This window comes from Mycolicibacter kumamotonensis, assembly GCF_002086285.1.
Classification (GTDB): Bacteria; Actinomycetota; Actinomycetes; order Mycobacteriales; family Mycobacteriaceae; genus Mycobacterium; species Mycobacterium kumamotonense.
The window spans coordinates 1-25,734 of record NZ_MVHU01000050.1; the positions used below are offsets into that span (position 1 = coordinate 1).

General features: G+C 64.1%; 12 protein-coding genes and 1 pseudogene. 12 read left to right on the plus strand and 1 reads right to left on the minus strand.

Annotated features, from left to right (window positions below):
• Positions 1-81: 81 nt before the first annotated feature.
• Positions 82-594 (plus strand): A1S_2505 family phage non-structural protein, encoded by a 513-nt coding sequence (locus tag BST28_RS21200; RefSeq protein WP_207570168.1) that lies wholly within the window; start codon positions 82-84, stop codon positions 592-594.
• A 222-nt stretch (positions 595-816) separates the two neighbouring features.
• Here BST28_RS21200 and BST28_RS23840 read toward each other — a convergent pair whose 3' ends face one another.
• Complete coding sequence (locus tag BST28_RS23840; RefSeq protein WP_133054349.1) at positions 817-1,986, minus strand: RNA-directed DNA polymerase; 1,170 nt, start codon at positions 1,984-1,986, stop codon at positions 817-819.
• A 945-nt stretch (positions 1,987-2,931) separates the two neighbouring features.
• On the opposite strand from BST28_RS23840, the gene pglW reads away from it, so the two are divergent.
• From pglW to BST28_RS21250, 11 genes and pseudogenes are all read left to right on the plus strand, one after another.
• Complete coding sequence (pglW, locus tag BST28_RS21205) at positions 2,932-7,164, plus strand: BREX system serine/threonine kinase PglW (RefSeq protein WP_083082908.1); 4,233 nt, start codon at positions 2,932-2,934, stop codon at positions 7,162-7,164.
• The gene (locus tag BST28_RS21210; RefSeq protein WP_083082910.1) at positions 7,161-7,826 is read left to right on the plus strand and encodes an MAE_28990/MAE_18760 family HEPN-like nuclease; all 666 of its coding nucleotides are present in this window, start codon (positions 7,161-7,163) and stop codon (positions 7,824-7,826) included. Before pglW ends, BST28_RS21210 begins: the two co-directional genes overlap by 4 nt.
• Positions 7,827-7,842: 16 nt before the next feature.
• Positions 7,843-11,424 carry a BREX-2 system adenine-specific DNA-methyltransferase PglX gene (gene pglX, locus BST28_RS21215; protein ID WP_083082912.1) on the plus strand — a complete coding sequence of 1,194 codons (3,582 nt, stop codon included), beginning with the start codon at positions 7,843-7,845 and terminating at the stop codon, positions 11,422-11,424.
• Positions 11,421-15,107 carry a DUF6079 family protein gene (locus BST28_RS21220; protein WP_083082915.1) on the plus strand — a complete coding sequence of 1,229 codons (3,687 nt, stop codon included), beginning with the start codon at positions 11,421-11,423 and terminating at the stop codon, positions 15,105-15,107. The genes pglX and BST28_RS21220 overlap by 4 nt, the downstream gene beginning before the upstream one ends.
• The gene (gene pglZ, locus BST28_RS21225) at positions 15,104-17,770 is read left to right on the plus strand and encodes a BREX-2 system phosphatase PglZ (RefSeq protein WP_083082917.1); all 2,667 of its coding nucleotides are present in this window, start codon (positions 15,104-15,106) and stop codon (positions 17,768-17,770) included. Before BST28_RS21220 ends, pglZ begins: the two co-directional genes overlap by 4 nt.
• Positions 17,771-17,799: 29 nt before the next feature.
• A pseudogene (locus BST28_RS24945) lies at positions 17,800-17,968 on the plus strand (IS256 family transposase); the annotation flags it as partial.
• Positions 17,968-19,155 (plus strand): hypothetical protein, encoded by a 1,188-nt coding sequence (locus tag BST28_RS21230; RefSeq protein WP_133054350.1) that lies wholly within the window; start codon positions 17,968-17,970, stop codon positions 19,153-19,155. The pseudogene BST28_RS24945 and the gene BST28_RS21230, both read left to right, overlap by 1 nt.
• A complete protein-coding gene (gene brxD / locus BST28_RS21235) occupies positions 19,152-20,429 on the plus strand; it encodes a BREX system ATP-binding protein BrxD (RefSeq protein ID WP_234808365.1) in 1,278 nt (425 codons plus the stop codon). The genes BST28_RS21230 and brxD overlap by 4 nt, the downstream gene beginning before the upstream one ends.
• Entirely contained in the window at positions 20,429-22,519 is a 2,091-nt protein-coding gene (locus BST28_RS21240) for a DEAD/DEAH box helicase (protein ID WP_083082922.1), read from the plus strand. Before brxD ends, BST28_RS21240 begins: the two co-directional genes overlap by 1 nt.
• Position 22,520: 1 nt before the next feature.
• Positions 22,521-24,620 carry an McrB family protein gene (locus BST28_RS21245; RefSeq protein ID WP_083082925.1) on the plus strand — a complete coding sequence of 700 codons (2,100 nt, stop codon included), beginning with the start codon at positions 22,521-22,523 and terminating at the stop codon, positions 24,618-24,620.
• A 2-nt stretch (positions 24,621-24,622) separates the two neighbouring features.
• Positions 24,623-25,666, plus strand: coding sequence for an McrC family protein (locus tag BST28_RS21250; protein ID WP_083082928.1), 1,044 nt, complete (start codon positions 24,623-24,625; stop codon positions 25,664-25,666).
• The last annotated feature ends 68 nt before the right edge of the window (positions 25,667-25,734 follow it).

The following is a 25,734-nucleotide window of genomic DNA, read 5'->3' on the forward strand; positions in this document are numbered from 1 at the left end:
GAAGACCAAGGGCCTCCCATGCAACGACACGCCCTATGAGAGCGAAATCACAACTGCCCGTTTAAAATTCAAGAGCCGCCAATGCCCCCCGGCCTGTCCTCGTCGGCGCGGCCAACACTCAGCGAAGTCGTCGCCGTGGCCGTCGACGCGATCGAGTACCTGCCGCGCAAGGTGCGCCTAGATGCGCTCAATCAGATCCAGCGCCGCGTCATGGACTCCTTGACCAGCAGTCGTATTGAGCGGCTGGCGCCCAACGAGGTGTTCGTCTTCGGCTCCACTGCGCACGGATTGCATGACGGCGGGGCTGCCCGCGACGCCTTCCAGAAGTTCGGCGCCGTCTGGGGTGAGGGCCACGGCCGCCACGGTCAGTCCTGTGCCATCGACACCATGAGCGGCTTTCCCACCCTCGCCGCCGAAGTGGACACCTTCCTGGCCTATGCGCGGGCCCACCCCGAGTTGCGCTTCCAGGTCACCCCGATCGGCACCGGCATCGCCGGCTACCGCGCCGACCAGATCGCACCACTTTTTGCCGACAGGCATGAAAACGTGGTGCTGCCTGTGGAGTTCAGCGCGTGGCTGGAGGATGAGCCCTGACATCTGTCCCGAATTGAGCCGCGGAGGCGCACCCAGATTGCCTCCGGCGCCGGGACGTCAGCGGCGCGCATCAACGCGATGACGTTTTGCGCGAGTATCAGGATGCCTTGGATCGCGATGCGTAGATCGAGCGCAATCTTGGCTCGGAGCCGATTTCACGAACCGGAGCGCTTGCTCAAGCTAAGGACAGTCTTTCACCCGGCGAAATTCGCCGTGCATCGGCTACGGGCCATACAACCATGAGGACATAAACCCCGGCCTTCTACGATGCAGCCCTTTTCCAACCAGGTGGCGCTTTTCCAGCAAGAACTCAACGTCAGCATTATGAAGTTCTTTCCAGCAGGCCTTCCCATCCCATTTAACCGATCGGCACCAACCTTTGTGACGATATTCATACGCTAGCAGCCAATCATCGGAACTCAAAGCCCCCGCCTGTTCGGCTCGCACTACGGCATTATCAAATGACACGCCACGCCGCAAACGGGCCGACATCTCACATAGACTTCGAAGAAGTATTTGCGAGCAATTGTCACTCATATTTGAAACGACTTTTGCCGCGTTGACGTCCAACTCCAGAGAAAGAGATCGGATCATATGCAGCATCCAGCAGACCTCGAATCCATGCTCCAGCTTCGCATGTTTCACAATTTGCTCGTTCATAATTTCGGAGATGCGCGATTTATCGACAAGAAGACCGTGTTTGTGCGCAAACGCTAGTACTGCATGCGCATGCGGAATGGTGCTAGGCTCCACTTTGACCGATGCTAGAACCAAATCACGGTAGACCGGCCAACTATCTGGACCCGCCGGAAACGGGTTACAACGCTTAATAGCGTAACTCAACACTGCGCCTGTCGGATATCTGGTTCGCTCTTCGAACGCGAGATCAAACAAATCGATAATATCAGATGCAAGATTGTGATCCGCGCCATCCCTATATCGGTGCGTCCGCAATTTTCGCACCCACGACGCCTCAACGGGGCTAAGTCCATCCACTATGGCAACCTTGATTGGATTTATCGCAAGCTCGTATTCTTCCAATATTACTTGATAATGCGCAAGAATTTCTTCCGCCTCCCCCGTGGATGATGCGTACACAGTCATATCATCGCCAAACCGCGCGGCACGCCCAACCGCGTTGGGAAATTTATTTGCCAACGCGGCATCTACCCGAGCTAGCACAACTTCTGCAACGAGCCAGGACGTATCTGGGCCGACCGATAGCCCAATCGTCTGCCCGCCTCTTGAATTTCTAATCAACCTATCAAGCGTCGGCCCCAGGCCAGCTCCTCGTAAATTATTCTTTGCGCGAACTTTGCCGCGGATACACCAGTCAACCGCATGGGTATATACCGACGGATAAAATTGACTAATATCCGTCTTCAGCGTCACAACACCGCCTGGCATACGCGCTACAAGCTCACGCCTCCACCCTTCTGTTGGTATTCGATGACGCAGGGATCTTTCGCCAGTGCCGAGCAGTGGCCTACTGAGAGATATTGGACTTAACGCAGTGATTCGCCGCAGCGTTTCCCAATGCTTGGAACATTCTGCAGCAATGAAGTATTGACTAAACGGGTTTGGGATCTCCACAGAACGACGCACGCCACCCGCTCGGTTAAGACTAAACCGCACTGGTAAGTCCACCCATTCCCCAGTTTCGATATTGAATCAACGACTGCCGCAAAGCTTGAAGACGCAAAGCAGGGCGGTAATTCCTTTGGCAGATACCCCTTTTCGAGGGAGCTAGTAATGCGCACGGAATCACTCTAGCGGTCCATCAACTTTCGTGGCCGCAATCCCAAGTGTTCGACGCGCTCCGTCCCGAAAGTTCCGGAACACGATGCTGCGATCCGACCCGATGATAAAGGAAGAACTACTCCGAGGAGTTCATGAGAGACACCACCGGGTGCTACAGCGCGCGGAAATCCAGCGGCCGCGGCGGTGACGGCGAGAACAGAAGCCCCGATCGGGAGTCACTGCGGCCACGAGTGAGATCAAGACCGCACAGTGCCGAGCAGGCCAACCTTGCTTCCGGAGCATGACATCCTTGGGGGCTACCAGACATTTTCCCGGGGAGACGAACGGCTACGCCACCTCGGGTTAGTCGTCGACCGATGGACACCTCCGAAGTGAAGCAGCTGCGCAGTACCGGAGATCGCGAGCTTGTCGTTCTACGCGCGGCTGATCGCCCTGCCGCCCCGACCGACGGTCCACTGTCGGACCTGTCTGGCATATTGCCGTACACGAGCGGAACGACCGCCCGATCGCTACCCCGCCCACCCCCAACTCACTAAGTTGTAATCCAACACACTGCGACGAAGGAGTAGCTCCCCGGTGAAGGACGGCCGCTGGGTCACGATCGCCGACTCGCAGTTCAGCCACGAAAAGCAGGGCCTGGACGCGGTCAAACAGGCGCTGCCCGACGCTCCCCCGTTCCGGGCTTGGGCCAACTTCGAGTTCCGGGACAACCGCGGCCGCTGGCATGAGGTCGATTTGCTGGTGCTCGCCCGCGACACCCTGTACCTGATCGAGCTCAAGTACTACAGCGGCATCCTGCGCGGCAACGACCATGTATGGCATCGGGCCAACCACCGAGCCGAGGACTCCCCGCTACTGCTGGCCCGCCGCAAGGCCCAATATTTCGCCTCGCTCCTCAAGGATGCGATGTACCAGCTCGGCGGAGCCGAGGCCAGAAGCCGCGTCCCCTACGTGCAGGAGCTGGTGTTCCTACACCACCCACACTTCATCTGCGACCTGCCGAGTAGCTCGCGGATTAACCTCTATGGCCTCGACGCCCATGACACCGGCCTACCCGGGATCTCCGAACGCCTCCTCGCCCCGGCTAGGCACGAGCCCATCACCGAGAAGAATAGCCAGCTGATCGCCGGGCTGATGCGAAAGATCGGCCTGGCCCCGCGCCGCCAACGCGAGGTCGGCTCCTGGATCATCGACGAACAACCCCTGGCCGACGGCGACGGCTGGCAAGACTGGCCGGCGTTTCACCACGCCAGCTCCGCCCCGGCCCGCATCCGCTTCTACACCCTGGGTCCCGACACCCCGTCAGCCGAACAGCACGCCAGAACTCAAGCCGTCACCCACGAGTTCCAGCTGCTCAACCGGTTACGCCGCGACGGGCTGCAAACCCCCACCGATCTGATCAACGACCCCGAGCTGGGCATCGGCCTGGTGTTCCCCCAACCCAAGGCCGACACCCCGCTCGACCTCTGGCTCGCCGATCACAAAGACGACCTGACGCTAGAAGACCAGCTGGACCTGATCGACGACATCGCCGAGGTGCTGCACTACGCGCACCGCAACCGGGTAGTGCACCGCAGCCTCAACCCGCGCTCGATCGCCATCCGGGACCGTGGGACCAAAGCTGAACCGCAAGTGACCGATTGGGACAGCGCCGGGGTGCTGCCCGCCAACCCCGACACCGCGGTCAGCCGGCTGTCGTCGGGGTCGTTGACGCTGATGGCCGCCGCCCCCAGCGACACCGCAAAACTGTTCGCCGCCCCCGAGGGCCAACGCCCCAACGATCCGGCCCGCATCGACGTCTTCGGCCTCGGCGCGCTGGCCTTTTTCATCCTCACCGGCGGCAAGGCACCGGCCACCGAGCGTGGCGAGCTGCTCGACCGGCTGCGCCGCGACCGCGGCCTGGACCTGGCCGCTGAACTACCGCAGATCCGCACCTCGCTACGGCAGCTAATTCTCGACGCCACCCAACCCAGCCCGGCCGAACGCATCGCCGACGTCGCCGAGTTCCTCGACCGGCTCGCCGAAGTTCGCGACGACGTGCTGGGCAAGGCCACCGACACCGACCCGCTGGAAGCCGGCCCCGGCGCAGAGCTGGCCGGCGGACGATTCACCTACCAGCGCCGCCTGGGGGCGGGCTCCACCGCGGTAGGCATCCTGGTCACCGACCACCAGGTCGGCGATGCCCAGCGGGTGCTCAAAGTCGCCAAGGACGCCGAGGCCGCCGAGCGGCTACACGCCGAAGCCCAGATCCTTGGGCGGCTGCAAAACGACGAGCGGATCGTCACCCTGCACGGGGTTGAAGACGTCGGCGGGCGCACCGCGCTGTTGTTGCAGTACGTCGGGCGCAGCACCCTGGCTGAGGAACTCAACGCCAAGGGGCGGCTCTCGCTCGACGTGCTGCAACGCTGGGGTACCGACCTGCTCACCGCGCTAGTGGCACTGGAGCGCACCGGGGTCACCCACCGCGACATCAAGCCGTCGAACCTCGGTGTCTACCAGCCGAACACCCGCACGGATTCGCATCTGATGATGTTCGACTTCTCGATGGCTGGGGTGGATCCGACGAACGTCGAGGCCGGCACCCCGCCCTACCTGGATCCGTTCTTGGGTACCGGGACGCGCCGCCAGTACGACACTGCCGCCGAACGTTACGGAGCCGCGGTGGTGCTTTATGAGATGGCCACCGGCACCACCCCGCACTACGGGCCGGACCGCAACGCCAACCCGGCCACCGTCGACGACGACGTCACCTTGGTCCCGGCCGACTTCGAACCCACTGTGGCACACAGCCTGGTTGAATTCTTCGCCGCGGCACTGTCGCGGGATGCCGCCATGCGGCCCGACACCGCCGAAGACATGCTGCGCGCGTGGGCTCGGGTGTTCACCGCCGTCGATACCGCAGCCACCGAAACCACCCCGCAGGCCAGTGACACCGCCGCCGAGGCGGCCGAGGCCGCTACCGACCTGGCCACTGCCGGGCTGAGTCCACGTGCGGTGTCGGCGTTGGAGACCGCCCAAGTCGCCACGGTTGGAGAGCTGTTGGCGCTGGATTCCACCCGGCTCAACCGGCTGGTGGCCCGCGAAGCCAAGGACACCCGCAAAGAAATCACCACCCGCTACCGCACCTGGGTCAAGCGGCTCGGCAAGCAGCAGCGCCAAACACCCACCGGAGAGCTGCTCGGCCTGGATGACGCAGTGGCGCTGCTGATGTCCGCAGTGTCGGGCCAGCGCACCGCCACCCGCCGCGACGCCGCCGAGCTGATCTTGGGACTCACCCCCGGCCTGGACGCGTTCGCCAGCAGCACCGAGCTCGCCGAAAAGGTCGACAAAGCACCGCAGCGCGGCCCGCAACTCCTCAAAGAGCTGCAAGAGGATTGGGCTCAGAACAGCACCACCCGTGAGCTTCTCGACGCCATCGCCGACGCCACTAAGCAGGTGATCGATGACTTCGGTGGCGTAGCCGCCATCGCCACGCTCACCGCCGAGATTCGCGCGCGGCTACCCGAACCCAGCACAACATCGGCGGGAAGCACCGCCCAGCAGCGCGCCGAGCGGGCCGCCGGCGGCCTGCTGCGCGTCGCCCTGGACCGCCTCGCCGAACACGAAACACTGGAAGGTACAAAGCAACTCGTTCGACGCCGCCACGGCCGGCGGCTGGCCCTCCTGGCCACCGATGAACTGCTGCTCAACGCCGCCGAATCGGCCGCCAAACGCGCCGACGAACTCGTCGGCGCCGACCCCGAAGCGGTCATTCCCGCGGCGACCGCGGCCCGCGCGCTGCGCGCAGCGTTCACCTCCGGCTATCGGGCGGTCAGCGACGCCGATGCCCCGGTGGTGCTGCCCGCCGATCTGCGGCTGGTGCGCCTGGCTGCGGCGGTCGCCAAACATGCCGGGGTGTCCGGGCGCGGTGAACTGCACAACCTGGAGATGTCGCCGACGACGGCGGCGACGGTGGCGCTGCGCGGACTGGCGCAGACTGAAGCATTGTCGCCGTCGCAAATCCGCTCCCGAGTGACCGCCCGCTTCCCGCAGCTGGACAAGGTACCGACCCGCCCGCAGCTCGACGCCCTGCTGGACCGCACCGGCCTCCAGCTGACCTGGGATGAGGCAACGCAGACCTACCGGTTCGCCGACCCGCAGCCGGCCAGTGCCACCAGCATGCACACCCGCCAGCCCACCGCGGTGCCGCACGCGACAGTCGACGGAACCGAGCCGGTGTCGGCGCAGCGCGCGAACCTGGTTGCCACACTGCGCCGTTCGGTGGACGAATGCGGTTTCGTCGCGGTCGGGGTGCCAATCCCACCGGATCGCCCCGGTGAGCATGAGCGAGTGGCCCGCGAGCTGGCCGACGGCTACGACGGGCAGGTCATCGACGTCACAACCGCGCTGATCACTGCGATGCGAGAGCTCTCCGCCGCGCAGGGGGTGTCATGGGAACTGGTGCGCAGCGCCGACGCCGCCGAGTCGGGCAGCCGCGATGCCCGCGGACTGCGCGCAGTGATCGACCGGGTGGTGCCGGCCCTGGCCACGCAGCTGCATCAAACGGTGTTTGACGGTGAGCGCAACGCTAAGCCGGTGATCTTGACTGAGGTGTCGCCGCTGGCCCGCTACGGACATCTCGCCGTGCTCGCCAAGCTCAGCGATCTCGCGGCGCCACGCCGGCGGCCGGTGTGGGTGATCCTGCCCCAGCTGCGCGGCCAGACCGGAGCGCTGGTGGACCGCAAGCCGATCCAGTTGGGCTCTCCGAGTGGGCAGTTCGTGATGTGGGTGCCGGCACCGAATTTGGTGCCGGTTGGAGACGAATCATGAAAACCAGCCGCGCCCGCAAAGCATTCAATGAGAACTGCAGTGACATCGATCGCCTCCTCGAAATCCACAGCGACATCACCCCCGAGGGCCGTGGCCGGAAGTGGAAGGTCGAAGCACTCCACAAGTCAGCCTTTGTGCTCATCACTGCCTTCTGGGAAGCGTTCTGCGAAGATCTTGCGGCGGAGGTACTTGACCACCTCGTAAAGCACTCGGCATCGGCAAGCAGCCTGCCGTCGGAGCTGCAAAAGTTGGTTGCACGAGAACTTAAGGGCGACGCACACGATTTAGCTGTCTGGCAGCTGGCCGACAACGGATGGCGAAATGTCTTATTATCCCGACTCGCAAAACTCCAGGAAGATCGAAATAGAAAACTCAACACGCCTAAGACGGCCCAGATCGACGACCTATTCAAGAACGCTGTCGGCATTGAGAACATCTCAAGGTCTTGGCATTGGTCGGGGATGAAGATCGCCTCCGCCGCGACGAAACTCGATGACTTTGTGACGCTGCGAGGTGAAATCGCGCATCGGGGGTCGGCTGCCAAAAGCGTGACCAAGCAACACGTCACCGACTACTACAACCATGTCAAGCGACTCACCGGACGAACCGAGATGCGAGTTGCCGAGGCGATTACCACTAGCACTGGGAAGACACCATGGTGAGAATCCGAGTCCCTGAATGGAGTTCGCGGTGAACTGGACGACATCGGATCTGGTAGCGGCACTGCGCCGGCAGGTGCTCGATCTGGAGGCTGATCTGCGGGCCCGGGTCGATGGTGCCGATCACGACGCCCGCCAGGTCGGTGTGTACGACGCGTGGCGCGCCGACTACGACGCGGCGGTGGCCGCGGAACGCAGCGCCGCCTCCTGGCAGGCCTGGCGTGATGACCGCATTACCCAGGCCGCGGTGGCGTGGGTGTTGGTGACGGTGTTCGCCCGCTACTGCGAAGACAACAAGCTGGTTACCCCGCGCTGGATTGGCGGTGCCGACGCCGACGAGCGCGGCCAAGCCCTCGACGCCCGCCGTGCCTACTTCCAAACCCATCCCGAGCACACCGACCGGGAATGGATCGGCCAGATCATCGAGCACTTCGCCAAGTTCAGCGCCACTGACGGGCTGGTGGACCCCTACTCACCGCTGCACCTAGTGGCGCCATCCGGTGATGCGGCCCGCGCCCTGTTGGAATTCTGGTGGCAGCAAGACGCCGACGGCAACCCGGCCTACGGGTTCTCCGGGGTGGACACCCGATTCCTGGGTGACGTGTACCAGGACTTGTCCGAGCATGCGAAGAAAACGTACGCACTGCTGCAAACCCCGGAATTCGTTGAGGAATTCATCCTCGACCAAACTATGGAGCCTGCGCTGGTCGATCGGCCACTGGCCGGGTTCACCGTTATCGACCCCACCTGCGGGTCGGGGCACTTTCTACTCGGGGCGTTTCACCGACTCCATGAGCGCTGGCAACGGCACGCCCCGGCGCTGGGTGCGCGTGAGCTGGTGGCCAAGGCACTCGACGGGGTGTACGGGGTCGACATCAACCCGTTCGCGGTCGCCATCGCCCGGTTCCGGCTGTTGGTGGCTGCGCTCCATGCCGCCGGTGATAGCAGCATCGAGCAGAAGATCGGCTACCAAACGCATCTGGCCGCCGGTGACAGCTTGTTGTGGGGGGCGCCCAAACAGGTGCTTGACGACGACATGCTGGCCCTCGGTCAACGTGTCCAGGCCGACAGGACCGAAGACGCCACCGCGCTGACCGCGATTCTGCGCCGTGAACACGATGTGGTGGTGGGCAATCCGCCGTACATCAACGTCAAAGATGCAGCGCTCAATACGACCTATCGCCAGCTCTACAGCACCTGTCACCGGAAGTACGCAATGACGGTGCCGTTCATGGAACTGTTCTTCCGGCTCGCGTACGACTCCGGGCAGGAACGACCGGCCGGCTGGGTTGGCCAGATCACCTCGAACTCGTTCATGAAGCGGGAATTCGGTTCGAAACTCATCGAGAAATTCTTACCGTCGGTCGACCTGCGAATGGTTATCGATACCTCGGGGGCCTACATCCCCGGGCATGGCACGCCGACGGTCATCATCGTCGGCCGTGACCAAAACCCATCGGCTGAGACAACCCGAGCAGTGCTCGGCATTCGTGGGGAGCCAGGGCGACCGGACGATCCCGCCAAGGGACTGGTGTGGACATCAATCACCCAACACATTGGCGAGCCAGGCTATGAGAATGCCTACATCAGCGTTGTAGACCTTCCGCGTTCCGGATTGCGTGCGCACCCTTGGAGTCTCAGCGGGGGTGGTGCAGTTGAATTACTGAAGCACCTCAACCACGCTGGCGCGGTACCGCTGAACGACCGTACACAAAGAATCGGCGTCTTCGGGATGACCAATGCCGACGACGTGATGCTCGCCGACAAGCGGTCCTTCGCACGCCACCGCCTCGGCCAGGACATGGTCCGAGCACTCACACTCGGAGATGAAATCCGTGACTGGGCCGTCAACTCGACTAGCTACTCGATATTTCCGTACGGACAGCCACCAAACTATCCCGAAGTTGAGCTCACACGACCGGCATACGAATGGTTGTGGCCATGCAGAACAACTCTGGGCAACCGGGCAACCTTCTCGAAGGCAACATACTTCGAGGAGGGGAGACCTTGGTTCGAGTGGCATCAGCTGACACGAGATCCGAACGCATCCGCGATGACCATCACCTTCGCGTTCGTCGCGACACACAACCACTTCGTGCTGGATCGCGGCGGGAAGGTCTTCAACCGTTCGGCCCCCGTGATCAAGCTGCCGGCGGGGGCGTCGGTGGAGGATCATCTGCGGCTGCTCGGGGTGTTGAACTCGTCGGTGGCCTGCTTCTGGCTCAAGCAGAACAGCTATCCCAAGGGCGGCGACCCGATCGGCCAGGACGGCGCGCGGGTAAGCGCCGAAGGTTGGAGCGACCGTTACGAGTTCACCGGAACAACGCTGAAAGACTTTCCGCTGCCGGCGACCATCCCCGTCGAGCGTGCCAAGCTCCTCGATGGTCTCGCCCACGAACTCCAACAGCAATCCCCGGCTGAGGTCACGCAACGCGAGATCCCCACCGCCGCAGCCCTTGACGCCGCGCACACCGAATCCGACCGCCTGCGAAGCTTGATGATCGCCCACCAGGAGGAACTCGATTGGGAGTACTACCGCATCTACGGCCTGATCGACGACGACCTCACCTACGTCAATGAAGTTCCCGAAATCGCGCTTGGTCAACGGGTTTTCGAGATCGCCCTGGCCCGCCGGATGAAAGACGGTGAGGAGACCGCGTGGTTCGACCGACACGGCTCCACGCCACTGACCGATATTCCCGATCACCTGCCCGCCGACTATCGCGAGCTGCTGCAGCACCGCCTGGACGCCATCGAGTCCAACCCGCACATTCGCCTACTGGAGCGCCCCGAATACAAGCGCCGGTGGGCCACCGAGCCGTGGGAGAAGCAAGTCGAAGCCGCCCTGCGGGGTTGGCTGCTAGACCGGGTTGAGGATCGCGCCCGGTGGTTCGATCGGGACGGCCGGCCGCAGACCCAGTCGGTGGCGCAGCTTGCCGACATACTCGACCGGGATGAGGATTTTCGGAAAACATTGCGGCTATGGGCCAATGACCCGAACGTCGCCACCGGGAAAGCGCTGGCGAAGCTATTGGCCGATGAGGCGGTGCCGTTCCTGGCCGCCTACCGATACAAGCCGTCCGGGCTGGACAAGCGCGCCGCCTGGGAGAACACCTGGGCTTTGCAGCGCCGCGAAGACGCCGGGGAGAAACTCGATAAACCGATTCCGGTACCGCCAAAGTACAAGCCGGCCGATTTCACCAAGGGCTCGTACTGGTCGCATCGCGGCAAACTCGACGTGCCCAAGGAGCGCTTTATCAGCTACCCGAACGCGGGAAGGGACTCCGATGCCACCGAACTGCTCGGCTGGGCGGGTTGGGATCACGCCCAGCAAGCCTTAGCGTTGGCCGGTTTAATCAGCGCCCGCATCGACGAAGGCTGGGACACGCCCAACCTGGTGCCGCTGCTGGCTGGGCTCAACGAGCTGCTGCCGTGGGTGCGCCAATGGCACAGTGAGATCGACCCCGACTACGGCGAATCGGTGGCTGATGCCATCGCCGATGAACTCACTGCACGGCTCTCCGAACATCATCTGACCGAGACCGATCTGACCAGCTGGCGATCCGAACCAGCTCGCCGCGGGCGAAGGACGAAACAATGAGCACCCTGCTGCGTGATGTCATCGACATCCCCGAACGCGTCGGCGCCGACGACTACGTGCTGCGGCTCACCGACTCCACCGACGATGACACCCACATCCGCGCCACGCTCGATGAATATGTGCTCACCGAGTCACTGACCGAGAATTTCATCGCCGCTATTGACCTGGTCGCCGATGCGTTAAAGAAGAACACGTCGCGGGCGGCGTATCTGACCGGCTCCTTCGGCTCCGGTAAAAGCCACTACATGGCGGTGCTCTACGCCCTGCTCGGCAACCATCCGGCCGTGCGTGACCCGAAGTTTCAACATCTCACCGGCTGCTACGACGGGCAGCTGGCCGGCAAGAAGATTCTGCGGCTCACCTATCATCTGCTGGGGGCCAAAAGCCTGGAGCAGGCTGTGCTGAGCGGCTACGTCGACCAGATCAAACGGCTGCACCCCGATGCTCCGCTGCCGGCGGTGCACATCTCCGACGCACTGCTCGATGATGCGGAGAACCTGCGCACCCGGATGGGCGATGATGAGTTCTTCGCCGGACTGGGCGCCGGCAGCGGTGGCGGTGATCCGGGCGGCTGGGGTGGGTTGCTCGGTGCCGGCTGGGATCTGCCCCGCTATCAGGCCGCGCGCACCGCAGCTCCGGAGGACTCCGAACGTCGTGAGCTAGTTTCGGCACTGGTCGGCAGCTACTTCAAATCATTCACTGAAACCGCCGACTACATCGACCTGGATCGCGGCCTGGTGGCGATCTCCGAGCATGCCAAAGAGCTCGGCTACGACGCGGTGGTGTTATTCCTGGACGAGTTGGTGCTGTGGTTGGCGTTCTCGATGCGCGACACCGAGTTCTTCGCCCGCGAATCACAGAAGATCACCAAACTGGTCGAATCCTCCGGGCGGCAGCGGCCGGTTCCGCTGTTGTCGTTCGTCTCCCGGCAGATGGATCTGCGGAAATGGTTCGCCGACGCCGGCGCTTCGGGCGCCGAGCAGGATGCGCTGGATCGGGCGTTTCAATACCAGCAGGGCCGTTTCGCCGAGATCTCCCTTGGTGACAACAACCTCGCCCAGGTCGCCAAGGCCCGGCTGCTCAAACCCAAGGACGCTGCCGCCCAAGCTATTTTGGATCAGGCGTTCGCCGATCTGACCCGGCGCTCCGAGGTGTGGGATGTGCTGCGCGACAGCCTCAACACCGACGAGAAGCATCGCGGAGCATCCGAGGCGGAGTTTAAGCTCACCTACCCGTTCTCCCCGGTGCTGGTGTCCACATTGCGCAACCTGTCGTCGGTGATGCAGCGGGAACGCACCGCACTCAAGGTGATGCAGCGGATGCTCGTGGACCGGCGCGACACACTCACCGTCGATGACCTGATCCCGGTGGGTGATTCGTTCGACTACATCGTTGAAGGCGGGGAGCCGATCGACCCGCACGCCGGGGCGATGTTCAAAGCCGCCGACGAGCTGTACCAGAACCGGCTGCTGCCCGCGCTGCTGGAGAAGCATTCGGTCAGCCGCGATCAGCTGGCAGGCGATCCTTCGTCGGTGCCCGCGGGCTTCCGCGGCCAGGAGCGGATCGCGAAAACCCTGCTGTTGTCCGCGATCGCCCCCAACGTGCCGGCGCTGCGCGACATCACCGCATCCCGGCTGGCCGCGCTCAATCACGGCTCGATCAAGGCGATGGTGGCCGGCGGGGAGTCCCGCGTGGTGCTCGGGGTGGTGCGGGAGTGGGCATCTAAGGATGTGCCGGAGATCAGTGTCTCCGACGGCGCCAACCCGGTGATCCGGGTGCAGCTGGCCGATGTCGACTACCAGTCGATCCTGGATCGGGTGCGCGGGGAGGACAACGCCGGGCGCCGGCGGGTGTTGCTGCGCACCCTCATCCACGAAGCGCTCGGGGTGGCCGAGGGCCGCGATGATCTGTCCGGGGCGGTGACTCGCACGGTGATCTGGCGCGGGTCGCGCCGCGAGGTCGATGTGGTGTTCGGCAATGTTCGCGACGCGGCGTCACTGCCCGAGCAGTCCTTCGACAACCGGCCAGGCACCTGGCGGGTGGTGGTCGACTATCCGTTCGACGAAGCCGGGCACACCAGCGCCGACGACGTCAACCGGCTCGACCGGCTGCTGACGAGCGGGGACCGGCACACCGTGGTCTGGCTACCGCGGTTCTTCACCGACGCCGCCATCGAAGACCTGGCACTGCTGGTAAAGCTGGACTGGCTGTTCACCGGCAGCGGCGACCGGTGGAAAGAGAACTCCAATCACCTGTCGGCCACCGACCAGGCGCAGGCCCGCGGGATCCTGGAGAACCTGTTCCGCGGCACCATGACCAGCTTCCAGAATTTGTTGAAGCAGGCCTACGGGATTGAGCCCTCCGACCCGAAACGCATCACCGCCGATTCAGCGCAGTTCGACGTGCTGACTTCGCTGAGCCGCGATTTTGAGCCGGAGATGCCGCCCGCGGCCAGCCTGGAGGATGCCTTCGTCAAGGTAATCGATCAAGCGTTCTCGGCGATCTACCCTGCGCATCCGACCTTCGATCCGGCCGCCGATGAAGTGACCGCCCGCAACTTCGAGACGCTGCGCGACTACGTGGAGAAGGCCAGCACTCACCGCGACGGACGGGTGCCCACCAATCCCGGAGCGGACCGCAAGACAATACGCCGCATCGCCGGGCCGCTGCGGGTCGGCAAGGCCACCGAGGACCACTACCTGTTCGGAGAGGACTCCTTCGCTTACTGGGCGGGCGAACTCGACCGAGCCGCCGCCGCTGCCGATCCGGTGACCGTCGGCGTGCTCCAAAGCCACATCGACGCACTGACCCCAGCGTGGGGGCTACGTCCCGAAGCCCGTGATCTGGTGATCAGCGCGTGGGCTCTGCTGCGTAAGAGGGCTTGGTTTGAGGCCGGCGCCGCAGCGGCCGCACCGGCGCTGGGGCGAATGCGGCCCAACATCGAGCTGCGCGCCGAGGAACTGCCGGAGCAGCAAGCCTGGGATGACGCGCGCGCGAATGTGTCCAAACTGTTCGGCTACACCAGCGCGCGCACCTACCTGACCGGGGCCAACGTCGCCGAGTTCGCCACTCAGGTACGGGGATTGGCGAATGCCAGCATCAGTGAACTGGGGTATCTCATCGCCGAACTGGACGCAGCGCACCAGCGATTGGAACTGATTGCCGGGGAGAACGACCGGCTGGCCATCGCACGCGCTCTGCATGGCTTCGTCGAAACGCTCTACGCCACATCCGGCAATGTCGCCGTCATTAATGCAATGGCAGGTCTGGAGTTGCCGGCCGCCGCCGAGACTGCCGGGCAGATCCGCAACGACGCCGCCGGGGACACCCGAGCGCTGCGGAACTTCAAATGGCCGCTGTTGGAGAAGCTCAAGGAGGGTACCGAGCAGGCCGGCGAAGCCGGAGATGCCGCGCGCGCCATCTGGAGGTCCCTACAGGACGCCGTCGCCGTCCCCGGACGCACCCTGAGCGACGAGCTGGCCGCCGGCGAGAACAAACTCGTCCACTGGATTGTCGGCGACGGCAGCGGTACGCCGCCACCCCCACCAACACCGCCACCCCCGGGCCTGTCGGGTGACGTCGTGCTGCGATCACCCACCGACCTGTCCGAGCTTGAGCAGGCACTGTCTAACGCGGTGATCAAACCGGGCCAGCGGGTGTTTGTGCATTGGCAGGTCGAATGAGCGCACTGGTAGCCACCGAGCCGATCATTCGAGCCCGGTTGAAGAAGGCCCACAGCAAGCACTACCGAAACGGGGTGCTCGGCCTGCGGGCGCAACCGGTCTGGGACGGCGACGGTTTCGACTTCGACGGCACCGCGGTGCGTGTCGTCGCCTGCCCCTCGGTACTGGCACTGTGGGAAGCGATTGACGCCCGCAAACCCGACGAGTGGACCGTGGTGCTCACCAGCGTCGACGATGACGACCTCGGCGACACCGTGCTGGCCCACCTGCTCGACGGGCGACTAATCACCCCCGACCCATGGGATGCGTTGCGCAGCAACTTCTCCGCCACCACCATCGAACCGGCACTGTACCGGTCGGCCAATGACCGCTCGGTCGCCAACGGGCTGCTGGCCGTGTTGTCGGGTACTGACTATCCGCCGGCGCCCGGCGGGGTCCTGACGCTGGATCACGCCATGTCGACGCTGTCGCGCACCGTGCTCGGCATCGTCAAAGACAGCGACGTGGAGATCGACATCCTGGCAGTTTTGGAGTGGAGCCGCTCGCAGCAAGCACTCGACGGCTTGGCCCGCCTGGCTGATTCCGGTGGCGCCGATCTGGTGTCGGCGTTCTATGCCTGGCTTTCCGGTCGGGCCGGACGGCTGGCCGCCCCACTGACCGCGCTACTGGCCAGCGGCCGCATCGGGGACCTGGTGCCACTCGGGGTGGTCGCTGGGCTGTTCGGCACCGGCGACCCCGCACATGCCGTTTCCCTGGGGGTGTTCCTCGGCCGATACGGGCTTGGTGGCCTGGACCGTGATGTTTTGCAGGCCTGGTACACCAGCGCCCGCGGGCTGCTCGTTAACGCATTAAGCAACCAGCAGCAGCATGCAGTGTTGGATGCAGCAGCCGGGATTGTCACCAGCCTCGACATCGCGGCTGCCGCAGCATCCTCGGACCTGCTGCCGCGGGGATTGCACGCCCGGTTGGATGCGCTCGCCGACGCCTTGACCGCGGCCGTACCGCCGCGCCTACCGGACCAACTCGACGCACCGCTGATCCCGGCCGCCGCGCTGCAGCTGATCGAGGCCCACTGGAGCGAGGTGCAGCAGCACTTCCTGGCTGAGCGGTCGCCGGCGGTTGGCGCGTGTGACGGCGCGGTGCGCTTAGCACGCTGGCTGAATACCACCAACCCTCCGGTTGCTGGTTTAGCTGCCGCAGCGGAGGGCTATCTGCGCTGCGGATCCTGGGTGGATTCGGCACTGGTCAAGGCACGCCGCGGTGCTGACCGCCCGGGCGTAGCCGCGGCACTGCGTGCGGTGATCGACGCTGCGCTGGCTCGACGTGCCCGCGATGATCACGCTTTCGCCACCGCGCTGGCCGACGCCCCCACCCCTCCCGTGCCGGTGGTCGAAGCGGTGCTGCCCGAGCTGGTGGTCCCGATCGCCAAACAAGTACCGAGCCTGCTGCTCGTTGTCGATGCGCTATCCCTTGCTGCGACCAACGATCTGGTGGCCGCGGCGGCGCACGATGGATGGCTCGAGGTCTCGACTACCACCGACGCCCGCCGCTCCTTCGCGCTGGCAGTGCTGCCGACCTTGACCCAGCGCAGCCGCTGCTCGCTACTCTGTGGGGAACTGCGCGAAGGCGCCGACAACATCGAACGTGCGGGTTTCCTGTCGCAGCTCAAAGCCGCCGGGCTGCAAGCCACCGGCGGTGTACCCGATCCGATCTTCCACAAGGCGGCCCTCGACGCCATCCCCGCCGGCGCGTCACTGGCCACCGACGTGCGCAACGCCATCGCCGACACCGAACACCAACCGTTGGTGGCGGTGGTGCTCAACTACGTCGACGACACCCTGCATCACACCGACCCAGGCGGCACCGACTGGACCTTAAAGACGATCACACATCTACGTGCCGTGCTCGATGCCGCCAAGAACGCCGGCCGCGCGGTGATCATCACCTCCGATCACGGCCACATCATCGAATACGGCAGCAGCGCAAAGACGGCCCGCACCAACATCTACGGGCAACGCGCCCACGGCGACTTCGACGCCATCGACCCGGATCGGGAAGTCGTCGTCCAGGGGCCGCGGGTGCTCACCGAGAGTCATCGGGTGGTGTTGGCGGTCGATGAGACGCTGCGTTACGGAGCCCGCAACGCCGGCTATCACGGCGGGGCCACCCCGGCCGAGGCGTTGGTCCCCGTGGTGGTGTTGGTTGCCGGCCGTATCCCGGACTGGGCCGCTCCCGTGGTCGGCACCGAGCCGTCGTGGTGGCACGCCGGCACCGCGCCGCCGACGACACCCGTGGTCGCGGTGACCAAAACCACCGAGCCGGAACTCAGCCTGTTCGACAGCCCACCGCCCGAGCCGGCGAGCCCGCTGCCGGACAAGGTGATTGGCAGCCGGGTGTTCGCCGCCCAGCTCAAGCTCGCCGGCCGGATCGTGGTCACGACAGCGCAGATCAAGACGCTGCTGTCGGCGCTGCTGGCCGCCCACGAACTCACCGCCCCGCAGGTGGCGGCAGCCATGGGGGTACCTAGCGGCAGTGTCAACGGTGCGCTGATGCAGGTGAAGCGAGTCCTCGACGTCGAGGGCTACGAGGTGGTGCAGGTCCGCGATGGTGTGGTCAAGCTCGATGTGGCCGCACTCAAAGAGCAGTTCGGAGTGAGCGAGTGACCGGCCTGGGCATATCGCCGCAAAGCGACGCATACAAGCTCATCGACGCCACACAGGCCGCCCGCGTGCGGCCCCAACGCCCCGTACTCGGTGGCACTCCTTCGCACCAGCGCCGTCTTCCACAAATGCAGGTTGCCGGAACGGCCCATCAACGTCACCCCTGCAACACCGACAATGGACGGACTTGAGACACAGTGATGAGCTTTTTCGACACTGAACCACAACCGTCGCCGCTGTCCAGCCGGCTGTGGCGAATCTGCCACAGCGCATGGCTACTCCCAGTTGTGTTCGGCTTCGGGCTGTTCTGCTTCATCGGCTTCCTGTATTGCGCGATCCGCGTGCGATCACGCAAATGGTGGACGGCCGCCACCATCGCATCGGGCTGCACGCTCGTGCTCTGGGTGATCATGTTCAGCGCCGGCGAGGTGGACGGCCAGACACAGATCAGTGACGCTGCAGCCATCTACTTTGTGCTCGTGTGGGCGGGCTCGATCACGGCCGGATTCGCGTTAAACCGTGACTACCTGCGGTGGCGGGCACTGCGCACCCCCGCCGATGCGTGGTACAAGCAGACAACATCCCAAGCCGGTTGGGCCCAGTCGGCGAGCCCCGTCACTCATTACGCCCTCGGGCAGGCAGCCACCGAGTACGGCTTTCCGGCTATCGCGAGCCAGCCGCAGACGGCTCGGCACCTCTGGACGGCAGGCCGAGGTCAGACCAACGGAGCGAGGTTTCTGAGCGCCAAGGGCGAGGACCGCGATGAGAATGGTCAACGGGACACAGCGCGTGTTCTCGAGCGGTTGCAGGTATCTGAGACCGAACACGTTCACCTCGACCCCATGTCGGTGTCAGCCCAGGCGGGAACGTTTGAGCGGCCCAGTGCGATTACCGCCAGGGGCGGCGGCGCCGGTACCGAGCCACCGAGCGCTTACCAGGTTCCAGACAGTGCCACCACGGCCGTCGAGACCGAGCCATCGTGGTGGCATACCGACGCGGCACCGCCGACTGCCCCCTCGATTCCGGTAGTAGAAACGCCCGAGCCGAAGCTGAGCATGTCTGACACCGCCGCGCACCGGTCTGCCCGCCCGCTGCCGGACCAGGTCGTCGCCAGCCGTGTCTTCGCTGCCCAGCGCAAGCTGGCCGGCCGCATCGTGGTCGCGGATGAGCAGATCAGGTCGCTGCTGTCGGCGCTGCTGACCGACCACGAACTCACTACCCCGCAGGTGGCAACCGCCATGGGCGTACCACCCGGCAGTGTCAACGGTGCGCTGATGCAGGTGAAGCGAGTCCTCGACGTCGAGGGCTACGAGGTGGTGCAGGTCCGCGATGGTGTGGTCAAGCTCGATGTGGCCGCACTCAAAGAGCAGTTCGGAGTGAGCGAGTGAGCGCGGTGTCTGCGCGCCGGCGCCGCGAAATCCTCGACGCGCTGCGCCGCGGCACCGTGCCCTCCAACGGCCTGGATCAGCTGGCCGTCGGGTTGGGCCGATTTGAAGCCGAGCTCGACACCGAACTCGACGTAGTGGCCGCCGGCGGTGCAGTGTTCAAAGCTGTTCGCGGCGAATACGGTTCGGGTAAAACATTCTTCGCCCGCTGGTTGGCCGACCGCGCGGTTAAGAAAGGCTTCGCGGTGGCCGAGGTGCAGATCAACGAGATCGACACCCCGCTGCACAAACTGGAAACGGTCTACCGGCGCAGCATCGAATCGCTGCGCACCGCCTCCATCCAGCCCAGCGCACTGCGCCCCATCCTCGACGCCTGGCTATTCACCATCGACCACGATGCCGCCGAGCAAGGCATCGACTCCGACTCACTGTTGGAGCGGCGGCTCGCCGATGTCGCCGCCCGGGCACCGGTGTTCCCGCTGGCGATCCGCGCCTACCGCCGCTTTGTCGCAGCTGGTGATCACGATGGTGCCGACGCCCTGGTGGCTTGGCTGGGTGGGCAGCCGCACGTCGCCGCATCCGTGAAGCGCCGCGCCGGCATCAAGGGCGACCTCGACCACTACCTGGCAATGGGCTTCCTCCGCGGCCTGCTGGCGATCCTCGCCGATGCCGGCAACCCCGGCCTGCTGCTGGTGCTCGACGAGGTCGAGACGCTACAGCGGGTCCGCAGCGACGCCCGCGCCAAAGCCCTCAATGCATTGCGGCAGTTGATCGATGAAGTACACGACGGTCACTTCCCCGGGCTGTACCTGCTGATCACCGGTACCCCGGCGTTCTTCGAAGGCCGCCAAGGAATTGCGCTGCTGCCGCCGCTGGCCGACCGATTGCACACCGAGTTCGGCAAAGATCCCCGCTTCGACAATCCGCGTGCACCGCAGCTGCGGCTCACCGGCTTTGACCAGGCCCGCCTGGTGGAACTGGGCGGCCGAGTCCGTGACCTTTACGTCTCCGGCTTGGATGATGTGGCTCGGGTTTCCTCAGTGGCCGATGATGCGTTCCTGGGCCGTTTCGCTTCGGCGGTCGCCGGTGAGCTGGGCGGCAAGGTCGGGATCGCGCCGCGACTGTTCCTGCGCAAGCTGGTCGACGTCCTCGACAAGATCGAGCAATTCCCCGACTTCAACCCCTACACCGACTACGAGGTCAGCATCTCCCCCACCGAACTCTCCGACGCCGAACGTGCCGCACTGACCGCCGGTGACGTACGCCTCGACTTGTAATGGACGCCTTCGCAGCCCTGCATCCCGGGGTGCAATACCACCTGGCGAACACGTTGCGGTGGAGCGGTCTTCGCCCCACCCAAGCCGAGGCTGTTGAGCCAATTCTGGCCGGCCGCGACACCCTGGTGTTGGCGCCGACCGCCGGCGGCAAAACCGAAGCGGCGGTGTTCCCGCTGTTGTCGCGGATGGCAGGCGAGGATTGGCAGGGCGTCTCGGTGCTCTACATCTGCCCGCTGCGGGCACTGCTGAACAATCTGCAACCACGGCTGCACAGCTACGCCCAATGGTTGGGCCGCTCAGCCGCGGTCTGGCATGGCGATGTGAGTCAGCCGCAACGCCAACGCATCCTGGTCGAGCGACCCGACATTCTGCTCACCACACCGGAGTCGCTGGAGTCGATGCTGGTCTCAACCAAAGTCGATCCGCGGGTGCTGTTCAACGGGCTGCGGGCGGTGGTGGTCGATGAGATCCACGCGTTCGCCGGTGATGACCGCGGCTGGCATCTGCTTGCGGTGCTGGAGCGGCTATCTCGGATTGCCGGACGGGAGGTGCAGCGGATCGGGCTGTCGGCGACCGTCGGAAATCCGAACGAGCTACTGGCATGGTTGCAGGGTAGTTTCCGGGAGCGCGATCACATCGTAGTTGCTCCCACGGTAGCCGCACCGGCTGCCCCGGATATCACCGTGGATTACGTCGGCTCGATCAATAACGCCGCCACCGTCATCGCCACGCTGCACCGCGGCGAGAAGCGGCTGGTGTTCGTCGACAGCCGCCGCCAGGCCGAAGAACTCGGCGCCGGCCTACGGGAACGGGGCATCGACGCCTACCTGTCACACTCGTCGCTGTCGGCTTCCGAACGGCGCCGCTCGGAAGCTGCGTTCGCCGAAGCCCGTGACACCGTGATCGTGGCGACCTCCACGCTGGAACTGGGCATTGATGTCGGGGATCTGGATCGCGTCATCCAGATCGGCTCGACGCGGACGGTCGCGTCGTTTTTGCAGCGGCTGGGCCGCACCGGACGACGCGCCGGATCTTCGCGCAACTGTTTGTTCTTGTGTCTCGATGACGAGCAGGTGTTGTTGGCCGCCGGCATGCTGCACCGCTGGGCATCCGGCTGGGTGGAACCGATTGTGCCGCCACCGCATCCACGTCACATCGCGGCGCAGCAGCTCATGGCGCTGTGCCTGCAGCAGCATCGGGTTGGCGTCGGCGAGTGGTCGCAGTGGTGGGGCAATCTGCCGGTGTTCGATGAAACCGCACCTCAGATCGTCGAATTTTTGGTTGCCCAAGGCTATTTCGAGCCGGACGGCCCTTTCCTGCAGATCGGACCGGAGGCTGAGCGGCAGTTTGGGCGCCGCTACTTCTCCGATCTGACCGCGGTGTTCACGGCCCCACCAGAGTTTTTGGTGTTGGCCGGCCGCGTCGAGGTGGGCACCATCGGCACTGACCTGCTCACTGAGAAGGTCGCCGGGCCGAGGTTGCTGCTGTTGGGTGGACGGTCCTGGCAAGTGACCCACGTGGACTGGGAGCGGCGCCGGTGTTTCGTCGAGGCTGTCGATGAGGGTGGTCGTGCCAAATGGTCAGGTGCGCCCGGTGGTTTGTCCTACGACATCACCCGCGGGATGCGTGACGTGGTGTTGGGCGCCGAACCTGCTGGGGTGGTGTTCACCGAACGCGCCGCTGGGGTGCTGGCTGCGCTTCGTGCGAGCTATCGCGACAATGTTGCGCCGGATCGCTTGATCGTCCGCCTTCCCGATGATTCGGCCGGCCGATGGTGGACGTGGGCGGGCACCGCCGCCAACCGGACATTGCAAGCGTCGCTGCCTGGCGTGGTTGATCCCCGGCAGCGCATCGACGAGAAATCGATCCGACTGCTTCCCGGAGTGACTGTCTCGGAGTTCTCGGACGCCCTTGTCAGTGCGCGGTGGCAGGATCCAGACGTGGATGTGAACGCGCTTCGCGGGCTGAAGTTTTCCGCGGCGCTGCCGAAGGAGCTGGCTATGCACACGCTTGGTGCCCGGCTGGGTGATGAAGCGCATGCCCGGGATGTAGTTGACGCCAAACGGTCAATCGCCAAAGGAGAAGGCTGACATGGTCGAACCCGCCGCACGGAACAGTATCATCGCTGCACTGAAGTCCTGGGACCGCGATGCCGTCGCGGTTCGGGTAGCCGAAGCTGAGCAGCTCCGCGCTCAATTCGTCGACCGCTTTCCACGCGAAGGATGGTCAAACCTAGCCATAGAGGAGTACGCACTCGGAGAGGGTAACCAGGACAACGTTTCCTACTGGATGGAATACACGACCGCACGGATCGGCAGCATCAAGGGCGGCTCTGCCCACAAACACCTGATCTTCAAAGCGAAAGATGGATCGTGGTCGTTCCCCAAGGAATATGCATCGGCCGATGAGGCATGGTCGGCGATCCGGGCCGGCTTCGTTGAGATGCTCGCCGCGGCAACCGACGGAAATCTCGACATCGCTGACGACATCGCTGCTCTCATCAGCGCCCCGGCACTGCGCACCAAGTTGCTGTACATGTACTTCCCCAACGAGCTGATTCCAGTGTCCGCCAAAACCGACATCGACCACTTCCTGCGGTCGCTGGAGGAACAGAAGCCGGCATCGACCGCGGTCCGGGCCAATCGACAGCTGCTCCAGGCGCTTCGTACGATCCCCGAACTCTCCGAACTGTCGAACCAAGAACTCGGCTTCTTCCTCTACCACTGGGATAACCCACGCTCGTCGCAGCGCATCGTCAAGATCGCCCCCGGCGAGCTTGCGAAATACTGGCAAGACTGCTTCGACAACGGCTACATCTGTGTGGGCTGGGACGACGTCGGTGACCTGACTCAGTACGACACCAAAGATGCGTTCCGGGATGTCTTCCGAGGTCTTCATGCGTACAACGGCAATGAGTCCACGGTCAGCCGCAAAGCCAACGAACTGTGGACGTTGCGCGAACTCCAGCCCGGGGACACCGTCATTGCTAACCGCGGTACCACCGAAGTTCTGGCCGTAGGAACCGTCAACGATGTCGGCTACAAGTTTCGAACCGACCGGCAGGAATACCAGCACACGGTCGGCATCGACTGGGACGCCTCGGCCGGCAAGAAGATCGACCCGGTCAAAGCCTGGGCCACAACGACAGTGTCGAAAGTGCCCGCAGCGCTCTTTCGGCAGTTGTTCGGGACAGTACCTCCGAAGCCCATTGCGGCTGATCAGAGCTACCTCGATTTAGAGAATGCTCTGATACGCCGTGGGCAGGTCATTCTGTGCGGCCCGCCCGGCACGGGCAAGACCTACATGGCCCGGCGCGCCGCGGTGTGGCTGCTTGAGGGCGGCAGCGGAAGCGAAGGCGCTAACGCCCTGCTCGCTGACGAAGACGCACTGTCGACCCACGAGGGAGCTCTAAGCAAACCTCCCACTAACCCGGAGAAGGCCGCCCGACTGACACGCGTGACCTTCCACCCGTCCTACACCTACGAAGACTTCCTCGAAGGGTTCCGCCCGCGCCAATCCGACAGCGGCACCATGCAGTTGGAGCTGACCGATGGGATTTTCAAGCGCGTCTGCGATACCGCCCGCAACGACCTAGGCCACACTTATGTGGTGTTGATCGACGAGATCAACCGCGGCAACATCCCGAAGATTTTCGGCGAATTGATCACGCTCATCGAGAAGGACAAGCGGGGGACGACCTTCCAGCTGCCCCAGAGCGGCGACCACTTTTCGGTGCCGGCGAATGTCCACATCATCGGGACTATGAATACTGCGGACCGCAGCATTCACCTGCTGGATACCGCGCTGCGTCGACGCTTTCAGTTCATCGAGCTGCTGCCCGACAGCGAGAAACTTGAGGGCCAGACGGTAGGTTCCCTCGACCTTCGCGCCTTTCTGGATGGTCTGAATGACTTGGTACGGAACAAGTTTGGCCGCGACAAACAGATCGGCCATGCGCTGTTCTACCAGGACGGCAAAGTCATCGATACACCGGAAGCCTTCGCCTCGGTGTTCCGATATGAGTTACTGCCGCTGCTTCAGGAGTACCTGTACAACGACTACCAGGCGCTCGGCGACATACTCGGCTCGGTGATCGACACCAACGCCGAACAAGCAGCAGACACCGTCAATGACCCAGACGGGTTGTGCGACGAGCTGGCCAGCAAGTTCGGTACCAGCGCCTCCGCCTGATCATGGTCGAGACGATTGAGCTGGCCGAGTACGAAACACGATTTTCTCGGGCTCAGCCGACGACGGACGATGAGCGCCTGGCTGACCGACTCTCGGCCCACGGCGACGCCTCAGCAAGGCTTGATGTGCGGTGGCTCGCCAATAACCGGGTGGAGATCAGGGCATCGTCTTGGGTTGGCGTCGTTCGATTCTCGGGGTTCGAGGTTCGCATCGTGCCCAAGCTTGCGGGCGGTGCGCTGCGAGTCTTGCAGATGATCGAATACACCGACGGCGTCCGGCTGCTCACGCACCTGCCGCGTGAGCAACAGCTGCCGGCCAACGGCGATGACTTGTTCGAACTCGTTGTGATGGCACTGATTCATGCGACCAGATCCCTGATCCGCGATGGCCTCATCCGCGACTACCGTCCGATCGACGACACCCTAACCGTGATGCGGGGTCGGCTGCGGATGCGCGATCAGTTCCTTCGTCGCTACGGCAGTTTCCACCGGCTCGAATGCCACTTCGACGAGTACGACGGCAACATCCCCGAGAACCAACTCCTGGCCGCTTCGCTCGCGGCGTCCGCGACGTGTGTTCGGCACGACGGGCTTCGAACCGACGCCCGCATCCTAGCCGGCCAACTCGCCGACATCTGCGAGCCGCCTACCCGCGACCCCGAATGGTATTTCCAGCGCATCCACGACAACCGCCGTAACGAGCGATACAAACCCGCCCACGAGCTGGCACGCCTGGTGCTGAACGGCCTCGCCTTCAGCGACCTGGCGAGCCCCAGCTCTCAGCGTGTTACGGCGTTCCTGCTGAACATGAACACCCTGTTCGAGCGATTCGTCACCCGCCTGGTCAACGATTCTCTCGACGACAGCCCCCTCCGCGCCGCCGTACAGTCGGGCTTCCGCTCGGTGATCATTGATGACACGACCGGCAACGCCTACAGTGCGATCCGCCCGGACTTGGTCGTCGTCGACACTCAAACCGGCGATAGGGCTCCGGTCGACATCAAGTACAAGCTCTATGACACTAAGAAGCTCGATACTGAGCAATGATCAATACCTGTGGATGAGCCTCGGTGAGGCGGCGTAGGAAAGGGCGCACCTTCCCGAGGATGATCTGA

What these genes read in the sequence shown, in the direction of transcription:
- BST28_RS21245 (WP_083082925.1), top strand. Translation starts at nt 22,521, where the DNA reads ATGGTCGAACCCGCCGCACGGAACAGTATCATCGCTGCACTGAAGTCC.
- BST28_RS21220 (WP_083082915.1), top strand. Translation starts at nt 11,421, where the DNA reads ATGAGCACCCTGCTGCGTGATGTCATCGACATCCCCGAACGCGTCGGC.
- BST28_RS21250 (WP_083082928.1), top strand. Translation starts at nt 24,623, where the DNA reads ATGGTCGAGACGATTGAGCTGGCCGAGTACGAAACACGATTTTCTCGG.
- BST28_RS21210 (WP_083082910.1), top strand. Translation starts at nt 7,161, where the DNA reads ATGAAAACCAGCCGCGCCCGCAAAGCATTCAATGAGAACTGCAGTGAC.
- pglZ (WP_083082917.1), top strand. Translation starts at nt 15,104, where the DNA reads ATGAGCGCACTGGTAGCCACCGAGCCGATCATTCGAGCCCGGTTGAAG.
- pglX (WP_083082912.1), top strand. Translation starts at nt 7,843, where the DNA reads ATGGAGTTCGCGGTGAACTGGACGACATCGGATCTGGTAGCGGCACTG.
- BST28_RS21230 (WP_133054350.1), top strand. Translation starts at nt 17,968, where the DNA reads ATGAGCTTTTTCGACACTGAACCACAACCGTCGCCGCTGTCCAGCCGG.
- BST28_RS21200 (WP_207570168.1), top strand. Translation starts at nt 82, where the DNA reads ATGCCCCCCGGCCTGTCCTCGTCGGCGCGGCCAACACTCAGCGAAGTC.
- BST28_RS21240 (WP_083082922.1), top strand. Translation starts at nt 20,429, where the DNA reads ATGGACGCCTTCGCAGCCCTGCATCCCGGGGTGCAATACCACCTGGCG.